The 15,993-nt window shown below is 61.7% G+C and carries 15 protein-coding genes; 2 read left to right on the top strand and 13 right to left on the bottom strand.

Annotated features, from left to right (window positions below):
* Window positions 1-14 precede the first annotated feature (14 nt).
* The 10 genes from AC3WP7_RS15195 to AC3WP7_RS15150 all read right to left on the bottom strand — a co-directional run bounded on the left by AC3WP7_RS15195 (window position 15) and on the right by AC3WP7_RS15150 (window position 8,771).
* The gene (locus AC3WP7_RS15195) at window positions 15-911 is read right to left on the bottom strand and encodes an aldose 1-epimerase (protein ID WP_102591735.1); all 897 of its coding nucleotides are present in this window, start codon (window positions 909-911) and stop codon (window positions 15-17) included.
* Complete coding sequence (locus AC3WP7_RS15190) at window positions 911-2,191, bottom strand: TRAP transporter large permease (RefSeq protein ID WP_092244716.1); 1,281 nt, start codon at window positions 2,189-2,191, stop codon at window positions 911-913. Before AC3WP7_RS15190 ends, AC3WP7_RS15195 begins: the two co-directional genes overlap by 1 nt.
* A 1-nt stretch (window position 2,192) precedes the next feature.
* Entirely contained in the window at window positions 2,193-2,720 is a 528-nt protein-coding gene (locus tag AC3WP7_RS15185) for a TRAP transporter small permease (protein WP_071492065.1), read from the bottom strand.
* 64 nt (window positions 2,721-2,784) lie between these two features.
* Window positions 2,785-3,747 carry a TRAP transporter substrate-binding protein gene (locus tag AC3WP7_RS15180; protein WP_071492064.1) on the bottom strand — a complete coding sequence of 321 codons (963 nt, stop codon included), beginning with the start codon at window positions 3,745-3,747 and terminating at the stop codon, window positions 2,785-2,787.
* A 51-nt stretch (window positions 3,748-3,798) separates the two neighbouring features.
* Window positions 3,799-4,674 (bottom strand): SMP-30/gluconolactonase/LRE family protein, encoded by an 876-nt coding sequence (locus tag AC3WP7_RS15175; protein ID WP_093124258.1) that lies wholly within the window; start codon window positions 4,672-4,674, stop codon window positions 3,799-3,801.
* 2 nt (window positions 4,675-4,676) lie between these two features.
* Window positions 4,677-5,501: an NAD-dependent epimerase/dehydratase family protein gene (locus tag AC3WP7_RS15170; RefSeq protein WP_071492062.1), complete on the bottom strand. Its 825-nt coding sequence runs from the start codon at window positions 5,499-5,501 to the stop codon at window positions 4,677-4,679.
* Window positions 5,502-5,648: 147 nt separating this feature from the next.
* Entirely contained in the window at window positions 5,649-6,911 is a 1,263-nt protein-coding gene (locus tag AC3WP7_RS15165) for an OprD family porin (RefSeq protein WP_102591736.1), read from the bottom strand.
* Between the two features lie 171 nt (window positions 6,912-7,082).
* On the bottom strand, window positions 7,083-7,940 hold the full coding sequence (gene copD, locus AC3WP7_RS15160) for a copper homeostasis membrane protein CopD (protein ID WP_071492060.1): 858 nt from the start codon (window positions 7,938-7,940) through the stop codon (window positions 7,083-7,085).
* Between the two features lie 3 nt (window positions 7,941-7,943).
* The gene (copC, locus tag AC3WP7_RS15155) at window positions 7,944-8,309 is read right to left on the bottom strand and encodes a copper homeostasis periplasmic binding protein CopC (RefSeq protein ID WP_102591737.1); all 366 of its coding nucleotides are present in this window, start codon (window positions 8,307-8,309) and stop codon (window positions 7,944-7,946) included.
* 18 nt (window positions 8,310-8,327) lie between these two features.
* Complete coding sequence (locus tag AC3WP7_RS15150; RefSeq protein WP_092244734.1) at window positions 8,328-8,771, bottom strand: GNAT family N-acetyltransferase; 444 nt, start codon at window positions 8,769-8,771, stop codon at window positions 8,328-8,330.
* A gap of 143 nt (window positions 8,772-8,914) precedes the next feature.
* Here AC3WP7_RS15150 and AC3WP7_RS15145 point away from each other — a divergent pair, with 143 nt between their 5' ends.
* Complete coding sequence (locus AC3WP7_RS15145; protein ID WP_025854871.1) at window positions 8,915-9,535, top strand: TetR/AcrR family transcriptional regulator; 621 nt, start codon at window positions 8,915-8,917, stop codon at window positions 9,533-9,535.
* A gap of 120 nt (window positions 9,536-9,655) precedes the next feature.
* On the opposite strand, the gene preA is transcribed toward AC3WP7_RS15145, so the two are convergent.
* The 3 genes from preA to hydA all read right to left on the bottom strand — a co-directional run bounded on the left by preA (window position 9,656) and on the right by hydA (window position 13,898).
* On the bottom strand, window positions 9,656-10,930 hold the full coding sequence (preA, locus tag AC3WP7_RS15140) for an NAD-dependent dihydropyrimidine dehydrogenase subunit PreA (protein WP_092244737.1): 1,275 nt from the start codon (window positions 10,928-10,930) through the stop codon (window positions 9,656-9,658).
* On the bottom strand, window positions 10,930-12,297 hold the full coding sequence (locus AC3WP7_RS15135) for an NAD(P)-dependent oxidoreductase (RefSeq protein WP_102591807.1): 1,368 nt from the start codon (window positions 12,295-12,297) through the stop codon (window positions 10,930-10,932). Before AC3WP7_RS15135 ends, preA begins: the two co-directional genes overlap by 1 nt.
* A gap of 161 nt (window positions 12,298-12,458) precedes the next feature.
* Entirely contained in the window at window positions 12,459-13,898 is a 1,440-nt protein-coding gene (gene hydA / locus AC3WP7_RS15130) for a dihydropyrimidinase (protein WP_102591738.1), read from the bottom strand.
* Window positions 13,899-14,488: 590 nt separating this feature from the next.
* Between hydA and AC3WP7_RS15125 the strand changes: the two genes are divergently transcribed.
* On the top strand, window positions 14,489-15,970 hold the full coding sequence (locus AC3WP7_RS15125; protein WP_093512921.1) for an NCS1 family nucleobase:cation symporter-1: 1,482 nt from the start codon (window positions 14,489-14,491) through the stop codon (window positions 15,968-15,970).
* Window positions 15,971-15,993: the final 23 nt, after the last annotated feature.

The raw sequence follows: 15,993 nt of genomic DNA, 5'->3' as shown, positions 1-15,993 counted from the left end.
AGCTACCCACTGTATTACTGATTCACCGCCATCGGGGGCAAGCCCCCTCCCACATGTTGTATGTATTTGAGCTTGAAATGGAGTTGCACCGACTGATTGTGTTCCAGCAGTTTCAGGCCCGGCCGTCCTGCCAGGTGATGGGCATTCACCGGATGGCTCACCGGTTCGATGCAGAAGAACCCCAGCCCCGGTGGGCAGTACAGCAGGAAGTAGTCGGCGCCGGTGGCCTGGCATTCCAGCGTGTAGCCCAACTCTGGCTGCTCGATCAGGCAATGCCCGTCCCACTGGCAAAAGCCATTGTCCACCAGGCCTTCCGGCAAGGTTTTCAACGTCTGGAAGTCCCAGGCGGCGGGTACCGGTGCCAACCCCGTGGGCAGTTTCGACGCATCACTCATCCACACCTGCGAGGCCTTGGCCTGCAACCGCGTTTGCGCTGTGCGCGGCAGGTAGGGATGCAATCCCAAGCCATGCCACGCGGGGTTATCCGCCAGATGGGTCACCCGCAACGTGATGCTCAGTTCACCGCCGCGCAAGCAGAACCGCTGCTCGGCGCGATAGGCGAACGGTGTGTCGCACAGCAGTTCCAGCACCACTTCGTCCGCCGACTGGCTGACCATCTGCCACGCCTGTTGCCAGGCCGACCCATGAATGGGCAGCGGGTCGGTCAGGCTGTTCGGCGTGAGCGCCAGCCAGCCGTCGGGGTTATCGAACCCGCCTTGGGCGATCCGGTTGGACCAGGGTGCCAGCGGATAACAGCCAAGTTTGCCCGGCAGACCCGTATCCAGGGCCTGTTGGTCGCTGTGGCGCAACAACGGCTGGCCGCTGGCCCGCACGCGCCAGTTGACGATGCTTGCGCCCACGGCCGGGGCCAGGGTGAGGTGGGTCAGGTTGTCTTCCAGTTCGATCAGCATCACAGCACCACGCTTGGCAGCCACAACGACAGCGCCGGAATGTAGGTTACCGCCATCAGGATCAGGAACAGCACCCCATAGAACGGCAGCAGCGCTTTCACGGTCTTCTCGATGCTCACCTTGCCCACTGCGGCGCCCACGAACAACACCGCACCCACCGGTGGGGTGATCAGGCCGATGCCGAGGTTGACCAGCATGATCATGCCGAAGTGCACCGGGTCGACGCCCAGTCCGAGCACCACCGGCAGCAGGATCGGCGTGAGGATCAGGATCAGCGGCGCCATGTCCATCACCGTGCCGAGCAACAGCAGCATGATGTTGATGCACATCAGGATCACGTAGCGGTTGTCCGACAGGGTCAGGAACGCCGTGGTGATCTTCGCCGGGATCTGCATCAGGGTCATGATGTAGCCGAAGCTGGCGGCGAAGGCGATCAGGATCATCACGATGGAAATGGTGCGCACCGTGCGGTGCATCAGCTTGGGCAGCTCGCGCCATTTGTAGTCGCGGTAGATGAACATGGTCACGAAGAATGCCCACAGCACGGCAATCGCGGCCGATTCGGTGGCGGTGAAGATGCCCGAGAGGATGCCGCCGAGGATGATCACCATGGCCATCAGGCCCCAGAGGGCATCGGCGGCGATCTTCAGCGCCTGCTTCAGGGGAATGACTTCGCCCTTGGGGTAGTTGCGCTTTTTCGCGAAGATCAGGCACAGCACCATCAGGCAGGCGCTCATCAACAGGCCCGGCACCACGCCGGCCATGAACAGCGAGGCGATGGACACGGTGCCGCCGGCGGCCAGGGAGTAGAGCACCGAATTATGGCTGGGTGGCGTCAGCAACGCCTGCACCGAACCGCTGACGGTCACGGCGGTGGCAAATTCCCGCGGGTACCCACGGCGTTCCATTTCCGGGATCAGCACCGAGCCGACCGAGGCGGTATCGGCCACCGAGGAGCCGGAGATGGCGCCGAAAAACGTCGAGGCCATGATATTGACGAGGGACAGGCCGCCGCGCACAAAGCCCACCAGCACCCCGGCAAACGCCACCAGCCGACGTGACATGCCACCCTCGGCCATGATCGCTCCGGCTAGCACAAAGAACGGAATCGCCATCAGCGAAAACTTGTTCACGCCCCCGGCCACCTGAATCATCAGGGCCTGGAACGGGATGTCGATCCACCACGCGCCGATCAGTGCCGACATCCCCAGGGCGTAGGCCACTGGCATGCCCAGCAGGATCAAGGCGATAAAACTGCCCAACAGAATCAATGCATCCATTTCAGGCAGCCCCTTCGTTTTCTTCCACCAGGTCGAACCGCACCACGCGCCGCTGGCTCTGGTCGCCGAGCAGGAGTTTTTCCAGCACGAACACCAGGGTCAGCAGCCCGCCGATGGGGATTGGCATATAGGTGATGCCCACGCGCAGTGTGGGGATGGCGCTCATGAACTGGTTCCAGGTGGACAGGCACAACTTGGTGCCCCACACGGCCATGAACAGGCAGATCGTCGCCATCAACAGTTGCGCGACGATACCGGCGATCTGGCGTTGGCGTGGCGGCAGGCGGTCAGTCACCACCGCCACCGACATATGCGCACCCGCGCGGTAACTGGCGGCGGCGCCGACGAAGGTGAAGATCAGCATCAGCAGGATGGCGGTGGGTTCCGGCCAACTGGCGCCGGTGCCGAGGACGTAGCGGGCGAAGATGCCCCAGGGGATGATCAGCGCAACCCCCAGTACCGAAAGGCCGGCGACCCAGATACAGGTCATGTACAGGCGGTCGTTGATGCGCAGCAGTAAATTCTTCATGGCGTTCACCGTAACCGGGCGCGTCGATGCCGACCGCGCCGGGCCTTGCTAGAGAAGGAGGGCGTTACTGAACGGCGTCGATACGCTTGATGATATCGGCGTAAGCCGCGCCGTATTTGGCGCGCACCGGCGCGGTGGCGTCATAGAAGGGCTTTTTGTCGACGGTGATGAATTCCACGCCGGCGGCCTTGAGCTTGGTTTCACTGCTGGCGGACTTGGCGTCCCACAGCACGCGCTCGTCCGCCTGGGCGGCCTTGGCGGCTTTCTTCACCATGTCCTGCTGGGCGGGAGTGAGCTTGTTCCAGGTGATTTTCGACATCACGATGGGCTCGGGCAAGATCAGGTGTTCGGTGAGGGTGTAGTACTTGGCGTTCTGGAAGTGGTTGTGTTCGAGCAGGGTCGGCGGGTTGTTTTCCGCGCCGTCGATCACCCCGGTCTGCAGGGCGCTGAAGATCTCGCCGGTGTCCATGGCAATGCCGTTGGCCCCCATTTCATTGAAGGCCTCGATGAACAACGGGTTGCCTTGCACGCGGATCTTCATGCCCTTGAGGTCTTCGATCTTGCGCACCGGTTTCTTGGTGTAGAGGTTGCGCGTGCCACCGTCCATCCAGGCCAGGGCCACCAGGCCGAATTCCGAATCGGTGATCTTGGCGAGGATCTCATCGCCGATCTCGCCGTCGATGACCTTGCGCATGTGCGCCTGGTCACGGAACACGAACGGCAGGTTGAACACATTCACGTCCGGCACCACCGGGCCGACGATACCGAGGCTGACACGGGTCATCTGGACCGCGCCGACCTGGGCCTGTTCGACCACTTCTTTCTCGGAGCCCAGCACACCGCCGGGGAAGTACTTGAAGGTCAGTTCGCCATTGCTTTCCTTGGTCAGGGCCTTGCCCATGTTTTCTTCGGCGACGACGGTGGGGTAGCCGGCGGGGTGGATGTCGGCGAACTTGATTTCCAGGGCGTGTGCGGCGCTGGCGAGGGTCAAGCATGCAGCGGCGAGCAAGGTGCGTTTGAAGTCCATGGGGTGTCACTCCTGTCTTGTTATTGTTGTATTCAAGGCACAGCGATGCAGCTAGAGGGTGAACGTGGGCTCCGGCAATCCGACAACGCCGGGGTTGAGGGCGAACACGCCGCCGGACAGCGACTGGGGACTCTGGTCGTCACGGATCGAGGTGACGAACAGGGTGTCCAGGCGACTGCCGCCGAAGGCGCACATGGTGGGTTTCTTCACCGGTACGGTGAGGGAGCGGTCGAGGCGGCCGTCGGGGGTGAACCGGTGGATCAGGCCGGCGTCGTTGGCGCAGATCCAGTAGCAGCCGTCGGCGTCTACCGCCGCGCCGTCGGGGCGACCGAGGTAGTTGTGCATGTCCACGAAGACGCGGCGGTTGGAGGGCGTACCGGTGTCGGTGTCGTAGTCGAAGGCCCAGATCTGTTGCACCAAGGGGTGCGAGTCCGAGGCGTACATCGTACGGCCATCCGGGCTGAAGGCCAGACCGTTGAGGGTGATGAAACCGTCCAGTTGTGCATGGGGCGCGGCGCCGCAAGCGTAGCGGTAGAGGATGCCCTCGGCCGCATTCAAGCCCATGTTCAGCACCATGCTGCCGGCCCAGAAGCGGCCCTGGCGATCACAGCGACCGTCGTTCAGGCGCATGTCGGCGCGGGGGTGTTCGACACCGGCCAACGGCGTGGTGTCGAGGCTGCCATCGTTGTGCGGGGTCAGTTGGAAGAAGCCGGTTTCCATTCCCGCGACCCAGTTGCCGGCATCGGTGCGGGCGATACAGGCGAGCATCTGCGGGGCTTTCCAGGCGGCGAGATGGCCGGTGGCAGCACTCCAGCGTTGCAGGCCACCGTTGGGAATATCCACCCAGTACAGTGCGTTCTCCTCGGGCACCCACACCGGGCATTCGCCCACGGCGTTGCGGGCGTCGACGATCAATTCAGCGGTCATGGTCAGTCCCCGAATGGCCCGGCCGCGCAGAACGCGCCACCCTGGTAGACCTTGGCCGGGTCATCGGCGGCCACGGGTGGCTGGGTCTCGACCTGGGCGCGGAACACTTCCGAGCTGTCCTTGGGCGCAAAGCCCAGGTGCGCGGCGTAGCGGTTGTCCCACCAGGTGTCGAGGTTATCCGACATGCCGTACACCACGGTATGGCCGACGTTGGGCGTGTACAGCGCACGCTCCAGCAACTGTGTGAGGTCATCGAAACTCAGCCAGGTGTGCATCATCCGGCGGTTCTGCGGCTCCGGGAACGACGAGCCGATGCGGATGCTCACGGTCTCGATGCCATAGCGGTCGAAGTAGAAACTGGCCATGTCTTCGCCGTAGGACTTGGACAAGCCGTAGTAGCTGTCCGGGCGGCGCGGCGAGTGGGCGTCGAGCTGTTCACCCTGCTTGTAGAAGCCGATCACATGGTTGGAACTGGCGAAGATCACACGCTTCACGCCGTGGCGGCGGGCGGCTTCGTAGATATGGAAAATCCCGCAGATATTGGCGCCGAGCACTTCTTCGAACGAACGCTCAACCGAGACGCCGCCGAAGTGCAGGATGGCGTCGACGCCTTCCACCAGGTGGTGCACGGCTTGCTTGTCGGAAAGGTCGCAGGTCTGCACTTCTTCGGACGCGTCGGCGGCCGGCGCCATGTTGGCGATGTCCGACAGGCGCAGCACGTTGGCGTAGGGGCGCAGGCGCTCGCGCAGGACTTTGCCGAGGCCGCCGGCGGCACCGGTGAGCAGCAGGCGGTTGAATGGAACAGGCGTGGTTGTGGAAGTGGTCATGAGGGTTCCATTGTTGTTGTAGGTTGTCGTATGACTATATCGAAGTATCGTTAGGGATTCCCTGGGTTGTCAACGCTAATACAGGCGATGGGGTTTCAAATGCGGGATATGCATTGACTCGACGTCTGCGCCCGGCCGGCCCGAAACCTACAGCAGCGAAATCGGGTAGCTGATAAAGAGCCGGTTCTCGTCGAACTCGTTATTGCTGAAGTCCCGACGCATGGTCGAGTTGCGCCAGCGCACGTTCAAGTCCTTGAGTGCACCGCTCTGTACGGTGTAGGCCAACTCCGATTCGCGGCCCCATTCCTTGCCATCGGTGATCGCCCCGGTGTGCACGTTGCTGCCGCTGATGTAGCGGTTCATCAGGGTCAGCCCCGGAATGCCGAGCACCACGAAGTTGAAGTCATGGCGCACCTGCCAGGATTTCTCCTTGGCGTTGTCGTAGCTGGCGTTGTAGCTGTCGTTGGCCAGGGTGCCGCCACTGGTGCCATTGACCCGCATCCACACGCTGTCGCCGGTGAGTTTTTGCAGGCCTACATAGAAGGTGTTGCCGTTGTACCTGGCCGAGAGCAGGGCGAAAGCGGTCTTGTTGTCGAGGTCGCCGGCCAGCGCGCTGCCATCTTCCTTGCCGGTGAAAAAGCCGAGGTTGGCGCCCAGGGTCCAGTCGCCCACGGGTTGGCTGTGGGTCAGGTTGAAATACTGTTGCTGGTAGATGTCGGTGAGTTCGGCGTACCACACACCGACCTGGGTGCGTTTGTCGTTGAAGCTGTATTCGCCGCCACCGAAGTTGAAACGGTCGGAGGTGAACGCGGCCTTGCCGTTCATGAACATGTCTTCCATGCTCGCGTCGTTGCGCGGGCTGTTGCCGCGAAACTGGCCGCCGTAGAGGGTCAGGCCGGCGATCTCATTGGACGTGACCTGGCCGCCACGGAAGGTCTGGGGCAGGGAACGGCCATCGTCGGAGCGCAGGATCGGCAGCACTGGCATCCATTCGCCGACTTTCAGCTCGGTCTTCGATAGTTTGGTTTTCAGCGCCACACCCAGGCGCCCGAAGTTATCGGCCGGGCGGCCATCGCTGTGGATCGGCAGCAACTGCGTACCGCCGGTGCCTTTACCGCCATCGAGCTTTTGCGAATACAGGCCCAGCACATCAATACCGAAGCCCACCGTGCCTGTGGTGTAGCCGGACTTGGCATCGAGGATGAAGTTCTGCGTCCACTCTTCGGCCTTGCCCTGAGGATTGCTCGGGTTGGTGAAGTTGCGGTTGAAATAGGCGTTACGCAGGTTGAGCGTGGCTTTGGCGTCGTCAACGAAGCCTTCGGCATGGGCGTTGAGGGGAAGGGTGAAGGCCAGGCTGCCGAGACCGATAAAACCCAGGCGGACGGAGGAATTGCGGGCGAGTGAACTCACAGTGAAGCTCCCTTTCTTTTGTTGTTTTTATTATTTGTTATACGTTGTCGTACAACACTGGGTGCGATATTTGCGAGGTTTTCAGGCGCTGTCAAGTAGAAGTTATACGATGACCTGCCCGGTATGGAGGTTCAATGTAGGAGGGGGGCTTGCCCCCGATGACGGTGTGTTTCAGTCAACCATGAGCATCGGCGGCAAGGTGCCCAGGAGGGAAACGGCGGCGACGGCGGCAATCCCCAGCACCCACTCCAGCTTCACGCTGGCCTTCAGGCTGCCCAGGCGTTCTTCACAGCGCTCGATACGCAGCCGGTTCAACAGCGCCAGGGCCAACATGCCCAGCACCAGCAGCACCTTGATCAACAGGATCAGGGCGAACCCGTTGAACAACGGTGTAGGCCACAGTTGCCCGGTGAGTACACGCACGTTGATCAAGCCAGTCACCAGCAAGCCGGCGACCAGGCCATAACCCACACCGCTGAACCGTCGCAGGATCGGCTCCAGCGCAACAGGCGGGGATTGGCGCAGGATCAACACCAGCAGCAGCAACCCGCCGAGCCAGGCACCGACACACACCAGGTGCACCACCTGATTGAGGATCAGCAACCTGCCGCTGAGTCCGTCCAGCATGGCGCCATGGCCGACCGGTGCCAGTGTCGCCAGCAGCAGTGCGATCACTGGCAGGCGCATCATCGGCCATGGTTTGACCAACACGATCACCAGCAGCAGGTTCAGCAACAGATGCCACACCCACACCTGGCCAAAGAAGGTCTTGCCCAGCACCAGCTGTACGGTGGCCGGCTGCAATGCCGCGTCCCAGCGGCCGGCCATGCTCGCGGTGATCAGCAACAGCCAGGCGAGACCGGAGCCCAGCCCCAGCCAGGCCAACCCCCGGGTGATCCGCTCAAGTTGCCGGTCCAGCGCCGGTTGCGGTGCAGCGCCGAGCAGCCAGGGCCTGAATGCGCAGGCCCCGAACATCAACAACACGACGCTGAAATGCAGGAAACGGCACAGCACCAGCAGGGTAGCCATGGGTTACTGGCCGACCTTGAAGCTGTATTCGCCGTTGCTCTTGTGGGTGTCGACCGAGACCGCGTTCCACACCACTTTGTAGGTACCGGCGGCCAACGGGGCGGCCGGGGTGACCACCAGCACTTTCTTGTCGGCGTCCGGCGTTTCCAGGCCCTTGATCGCGATTTCGGTGCCGTCCTTGCTCAGGGACACCTTGGTGAAGGTGGCTTCGACGCCTTCGCTGAAGGTCAGGCGCAGGTCCTTGGGCGCAGCGACGCTGCTGTCGGCCGCTGGCTCCGCACCCTTGAGGTGGGCATGGGCAAACGCTGCCGAGGCGCCGAGCAAGGAAGCGAGCAGGGCGAGGGTGGTGAGGCTTTTCTTGATCAACATTGTTCAATACCTTCGGGGTCAGGGAGTCGGTAGAGCCATGTGCAGCAAGGGAAAGGGCTTGCCTTCGCCATCCAGCGGCGAGCGCGCGACCTGGATAAAACCATAGTGCAGGTAGAACCCCACGGCTTGTGGGTTTTGTTCGTTTACATCGACGGTGAGCGTGTCGTGACGGGCACGGGCGTGGTCCAGCAACTGGCGGCCGATGCCCTGGCCACGACGCTCGGGGTCGATAAACAGCATCTCCACATTGTTCCCGCCGGTACCGATAAAACCGGCGATGCCTTGTTGATCTTCATACACCCACACTTCCAGGGCAGGCATCGGCAGGTAGGTGTCGCGTACCAGGGGCAGCAAACGTTGAATGTCATCCTCGGGGAGGAAGTCATGGGTGGCGCGCACCGAGCGTTCCCACAGTGCTCCCAGCACGGTGTCGTCGGTGGCAACACGAGGTCGAATAGTCATTGCAATGATCCTTCATGGGGACCGCGATCCTAACCAATCCGATTTCCGGGGGAAAGGTTCGCGTCAGAAGTTTCACTATGGCCTGTCGCCCCGATCTAGAGCCGATGGTAGTCTTTAAGCCAAGTTGTTGTCAGGGAGCCCTTATGGGCAATCACAAGATCGGAATTCGTCGGGTCAACGTCGAAAAAATCCTGCTGGCCGCGGAGAAAATCTTCGCCGAAAAAGGCTACGGCAGCACCGCCATGGCCGACATCGCTGAAGAAGTGCAACTGCCGCGCTCCAACCTGCATTACTACTTCACCACCAAGAGCGAGCTGTACAGCGCCGTGCTGTTCGACCTGCTGGAAGTGTGGAAGCAGGACGCCCTGAGCTTCGAGACCTTCGATGACCCCCGGGTGGTGCTCAGCAGCTACATCCGCGCCAAGATGCAGCGCTCGCGCACGCGGCCGTATGGTTCGAAAGTCTGGGCCAACGAAATCATCCACGGCGCGCCGACCTTGGGTGAGGCGCTGGATGAAAGCCTGTACGACTGGGCCAAGATGAAGGAAGCGAAAATTCGCCAATGGGTGGAGGACAAACGCATCCTGCCGGTGGAACCATCGAGCCTGCTGTACATGATCTGGGCCTCGACCCAGCACTATGCGGACTTTGATCACCAGGTGAAAATCTTGAATGATCACCAGCCGTTGTCGGATATGCAGTTCGAGAAGGCGATCCAGACGGTGACCAGTGTGATTTTGCGGGGGATTGGGTTGGAGCCTTGATCTCTGTTGGGGTTGAGGGCCTCATCGGGGGCAAGCCCCCTCCCACACCTGACTGCATTTCACCTGAAAGAATGCGGTCGAATGTGGGAGGGGGCTTGCCCCCGATGCCGGTCTAAAGGCCTACACAGCCTCCCGGTAGGGATTCCTCGGATCCTGCGTCCAATTCAAAAACGGCTTGCCGGTGTCTATCGGTACCATCTCGATGCAATCGGCCACCGGACAGGTGATCTGGCATAGGTTGCAGCCCACGCACTCATCGTCGATCACCTCATATTTATGTGTGCCATCCGCCTGTTTCAGGCTGGCAATGGCCTGGTGCGAGGTGTCTTCGCAGGCGATATGGCAACGCCCGCAGCCAATGCAGGCGGCCTGATCGATCCTGGCGATCACCTGGTAGTTGATATCCAGGTACTTCCAATCCGTGGTGTTGCCCACCGCTCGCCCGGAGAACTCCTGCAGGCTGGTGTAACCCTGGCTGTCCATCCAGCGCGACAGCCCGTCCTTCATTTCCTCCACAATGCGAAACCCATGCAGCATTGCCGCCGTGCACACCTGCACCGCGCCGCAGCCCAGGGCGACGAACTCCGCCGCATCGCGCCAGTTGCCGATGCCGCCAATGCCGCAGATCGGCAGGCCTTGGGTCTGCGGGTCGCGGGCGATTTCGGCGACCATGTTCAGCGCAATCGGCTTCACCGCTGAACCGCAGTAACCGCCGTGGGTGCTTTGGGTGCCGACTACAGGCAGGGCAACCATGCGCTCCAGGTCCACACTGGTGATGGAGTTGATGGTGTTGATCAGTGACACCGCATCCGCACCGCCGCGGTACGCCGCCCGCGCTGCTACGCGGATATCGGTGATGTTCGGGGTGAGCTTGACGATCACTGGCAGCGAGCAGTACGTCTTGCACCAGCGCGTCACTTGTTCCACGTACTCCGGCACCTGGCCCACCGCCGCGCCCATGCCGCGTTCCGGCATGCCGTGGGGGCAGCCGAAGTTCAGCTCGATACCGTCGCAGCCGGTGGCTTCAACCAGCGGCAGGATGTTTTTCCAGGACTCCTCGACGCACGGCACCATCAGCGACACGATGAGTGCACGGTCGGGCCAGTCCTTTTTCACCTGGGTGATTTCCCGCAGGTTGATCTCCAGCGAGCGGTCGGTGATCAGCTCGATATTGTTGATGCCCAGCACTTCCCGGTTGGCGCCGTAGTGCGCCGAGTAGCGTGACGACACGTTGACCGCCGCCGGGTCTTCGCCCAGGGTTTTCCACACCACGCCGCCCCAGCCGGCTTCGAAGGCGCGGACCACGTTGTAGGCTTTGTCGGTGGGCGGCGCGGAGGCCAGCCAGAATGGGTTGGGGGCCTTGATACCGGCGAACACAATCGAGAGATCGGCCATTACGCAGCCTCCACAGTCAGCATGAGTTGGGCGTGCATGGCTTCGGCGGCCAGCTTGCCGTGTTGCACCGCCTGCACGGTGAGGTCCTGGCCGAGGCTGACGCAATCGCCGCCGGCGTACACCCCGGGAATGCTGGTGCGCAGCTGTTCGTCGACGAAAATACGCTCGCCGACCCGGTGCAGTTGCTCGGCCAACGGGTCGCGCAGGGCCTCGTTATCGAAACCCTGGCCGATGGCTTTGAAGATTGCGTCGGCGGCCAACTCGAAGGTTTCACCGGTGGGGTGCAGACGGCCGTTTTCCATACGTGTGCGCAGGAAGCGCATGCCGCGTACATGACCCAGGTCATCCAGCAGCACGGCTTCGGGCTGGGCCCAGGTCAGCAGGCGCACCTGGTTGGCCTTGGCGATATCCTGTTCGTGGTGGGTGGCGCCCATGTCCGCCAGGCCGCGACGGTATACCAGGTTCACATCGCGGGCGCCGAGGCGGGCCATTTGCACGGCCATGTCGACGGCGGTGTTGCCGGCGCCAAGCACGATGCAGTGATCGGCCAGGGGCAGTTGGGTGAGGTCGTCGGCCTGGCGCAGTTCGCGGATGTAGTCGGTGGCGGCGAGCAGGCCGGGCGCGTCTTCATTCGGCAAGCCGAGCTGTTTGCTGGCGGCAAGGCCGAGGCCGAGGAACACCGCATCGAAGTGCTGGTGCAGGTCGCTCAACGTCAGGTTGTCCCCCAGGCGCTGGCCGTGGCGGATCTCGATACCGCCGATCTGCAAGAGGAAATCCAGCTCCTTCTGCGCAAAGTCATCCACCAGTTTGTACTTGGCGATCCCGTATTCATTCAGGCCGCCGGCTTTTTCCCGGGCTTCGAAAATCACCACGTCGTGACCGTGCATGGCACTGCGATGGGCGCAAGACAGACCGGCAGGCCCGGCACCGACCACGGCAATCCGTTTGCCGGTAGGCGCGGCGCGGTGGAAGGGGTGTTCGCTGAAGTGCGCGTTGTCGATGGCGTAGCGTTGCAACAGGCCGATCAGCACCGGAGCGCATTCTTCGGCGTTGTTACGCACGCAGGCTTGCTGGCACAGGATTTCGGTGGGGCACACCCGCGCGCAACTGCCGCCGAGGATATTGGCCGAGAGAATCTTCTGCGCCGCGCCTTGCACGTTTTCGGTGTGGATGTTGCGTATGAACGACGGGATATCGATTTCGCTGGGGCACGCGTTCACGCAGGGCGCGTCGTAGCAATACAGGCAGCGCGAGGCTTCCAGTTGGGCCTGGCGGGCGTTGAGGGGCGGTGCCAGGTCGGTGAAATGGCTGGCGAGTGTCGGTCCATCCTCAACGGGATGGGGGAGATGGGTCAGGGTCTGGATCACGGTGTTGGCCTCACGGTTATTGAGGTGCTGCCTCTGATGGGCATTGGTTTTTTTGTTGCTTGCACTGGCCTCATCGGGAGCAAGCCCCCTCCCACATTGACCCCATTCCAACAGGATCAACGCGGTCAAGTGTGGGAGGGGGCTTGCCCCCGATAGCGGTCTCAGCGCTTCACAGCCACTGGCCTGGAATGCTCAGCCCGCTTGCTCAACTGCTCGAACACCGGCGGATACGCCGGCCGCTCCACATAACGCCCGGCCCCGCGCTCGGCGCGCAGATCGCCATCGGCCCAGACCAGCTTGCCCTGGCTGATGGTGTGGCTGGGCACACCGCGTACGGTCTTGCCTTCGAAGATGTTGAAGTCGACCTGCTGGTGATGGGTCTTGGCGGAAATGGTCCGCGCGCCCTGTGGGTCCCACAGCACCAGGTCGGCATCCGCACCCACGCGAATTGCACCTTTGCGCGGGTAGAGGTTGAAGATCTTCGCAGTGTTGGTGGAGGTCAGCGCCACGAACTCCTGCATCGACAGGCGCCCGGTGTTCACGCCTTCATCCCACAACAGCGCCATGCGGTCTTCGATACCGGCGGTGCCATTGGGGATCTTGCTGAAGTCGTCGCGCCCGGCGGCTTTTTGCTCGGCGCAGAAGCAGCAGTGGTCGGTGGCGGTGGTGTGCAGGTTGCCCGATTGCAGGCCGTGCCAAAGCGCGTCCTGGTGCCCGCGGGGTCGGAACGGCGGGCTCATCACGTAGCCGGCAGCGGTCTGCCAGTCGGGGTGTTGGTAGACGCTGTCGTCGAGCAACAGGTGCCCGGCGAGGACTTCACCGTAGACCGGCTGGCCTTTGGCACGGGCGTAGGTGATTTCGTCCAGCGCTTCTTTGGTGGACACATGCACCAGGTACAACGGCGTGCCGAGGGTCTCGGCGATGCGGATCGCCCGGCTGGCCGCTTCGCCTTCCACCTGCGACGGACGCGACAGCGGGTGCGCTTCCGGCCCGGTGATGCCCTGGGCCATCAGCTTGCGTTGCAGGTGATACACCAGCTCGCCGTTTTCCGCATGCACGGTGGGCACTGCGCCCAGCTCCAGGCAGCGCTCGAAGCTGGCGACCAGGGTGTCGTCCGCCGCCATGATCGCGTTCTTGTAGGCCATGAAGTGCTTGAAGCTGTTGATGCCGTGGTGGCTGACCAGCTCGGCCATTTCCTCGCGCACCTGCTCGCTCCACCAGGTGATCGCCACATGGAAGCCGTAATCGGAGGCGGACTTTTCCGCCCAGCCGCGCCATTGGTGAAAGGCTTCCAGCAAGGATTGCTGTGGGTTGGGAATGACGAAGTCGATGATCGACGTGGTGCCTCCCGCCAGGCCCGCCGCCGTACCGCTGAAAAAGTCTTCACTGGCCACGGTGCCCATGAAGGGCAATTGCATATGGGTGTGGGGGTCGATGCCGCCGGGCATCAGGTATTGGCCGCTGCCATCGAGTATTTCAGTGCTGGCGGGAATATCCAGGTTCGTACCAATAGCCCGGATCAGACCGCCTGCGCACAATACATCGGTGCGGTAACTTTCATCATGGGTAATAACGGTGGCGCCACGGATCAACAGCGACATGTCGAGTTCCTCACAGGCTTGACCGGCTTGTGCCAGTTCTAAGTGTTGTATTGCTGCTTGCCGATGGTCGGTTAATTCCTGTCATCGGTGACAGGAATAGAAACTAGCCCGAGTTTTTCGATTGGGCAAGAAGATTTTTTATAAGCATATATCGTTTTCAAACTATTGATTTTTAAGGATAAAAATCAATAATCACCAAAATGTAGCGACCTCTCACCATTTTGACGCACTTGACAGGTTCTTGAATTGAGCAACATTTCCTATTGCAAATCAGACGCTTGAGACATGCCTCTTGACGGGCAGGGGAAATAAAAATAATTGTGTTGCACCAGATTGAGTCCTGATGGTTCGGGCAACTTGCGCACTATTTAGCCTGAGTAAGGCGGCAAGTACCGAAGGCGCAATCGGAAAGCTGATAAACATCAGCACGTTATATAAGCGGTGAGGGTGCGGTAACGCTTGTCGGCACGGTTATTGAGTGCAGAGGCGGCTGGCCGGGCCCGTGATGTCATGTTGTTTACGAGGTACTCCGGCCGCCTGCACCCAACTGCAGGCGCGCAACAATAATTCGAAAAAACCGTGGAGCGGCCATGCAACAGAACAGATCGCAAGTCATTGAACGCAACGGCCTGTACGAACTCGACGCCGGCCCCGACGTCCTCGACAGCCCTCGCTACAACCACGACATGGCACCGACCAAGGTGCACGAACGCACCTGGAACAAGTGGCACATCACCGCGCTGTGGGTCGGTATGTCGATCTGCGTGCCCACGTATACGCTGGGTGGCGTGCTCACTGCGTACTTCGGGCTGTCGGTGGGCGAGGCGCTGATGGCGATCCTGCTCGCGAACATCGTGGTGCTGATTCCGCTGACCCTCAACGCCTTTGCGGGCACCAAGTACGGCATACCGTTTCCGGTGTTGTTGCGGTCGTCATTCGGCATCCTCGGCTCCAATGTGCCGTGCCTGATCAGGGCGTTGGTGGCCTGTGGCTGGTTTGGTATCCAGACCATGTTTGGCGGGTTGGCGATCCACCTGTTCCTGGGCTCGATCTTCGAGGGGTGGAAGTCCCTTGGCGGCACCGGCGAGGTGATCGGTTTCATGATTTTCTGGTGCCTGAACCTATGGGTGGTGCTGCGTGGCGCCGAATCGATCAAGCGCCTGGAAACCTTGTCGGCGCCGTTGCTGGTGGCGGTGGGCATCGGCCTGCTGGTGTGGGCGATGCCCAACGTGTCGATCAGCGAATTGATGGCGATCCCGCCCAAGCGTCCCGAGGGTGCGAGCCTGACCGGTTACTTCATGGCCGGGCTCACCGCGATGGTAGGGTTCTGGGCCACCTTGTCACTGAACATTCCCGATTTCAGCCGCTACGCCAAAAGCCAGAAGGACCAGATTCTCGGGCAGATTTTCGGCCTGCCGCTGACCATGTTCCTGTTCGCCGCCCTCGGCGTGATCATGACCGCCGCTTCGGTGAAACTGGTGGGCGTGAGCGTGTCCGATCCGGTGACACTGATCGGGCATATCCAGAGCCCGGTGTGGGTGGCCGTGGCCATGGCGCTGATCATCGTCGCCACCTTGTCCACCAACACCGCCGCGAACATTGTCTCGCCCACCAATGACTTCCAGAACATCGCGCCCAAGCTGATCAACCGCACCACGGCGGTGATCCTCACCGGCCTGGTCGGGCTGGCGTTGATGGCCCATGAGCTGCTGAAGAAACTCGGCCTGATCGTTTCCGAGGTGAGCCTGGAGACCGTCTACTCCAACTGGTTGCTCGGCTATTCCAGCCTGCTGGGGCCGATCGCCGGGATCATGGTGGTGGACTATTTCATCACCCGCAAACAGCAATTGGACCTGGCCGGCCTGTATCGCGATGACGTGTACCCGGCATGGAACTGGAGCGGTTTCATCGCCTTCGGCGTGCCGGTGGTGCTGACCTTGCTGTCGTTGGGCAGCGATGCGTTCAGCTGGTTCTACAGCTATGGCTGGTTTACCGGTTCGGCGCTGGGTGGGTTGTTGTATTACGGCCTGAATGCCAAGCGCGGGGCCACGCCGGTCACCGTCAATCCATAAGAAGAAATGTAGCCTGAGGAGAT

Source organism: Pseudomonas sp. FW305-3-2-15-C-LB1, assembly GCF_058787615.1.
Note: the sequence above shows the minus strand (reverse complement) of the source record. Positions and strands in the feature narration are given on the sequence as shown.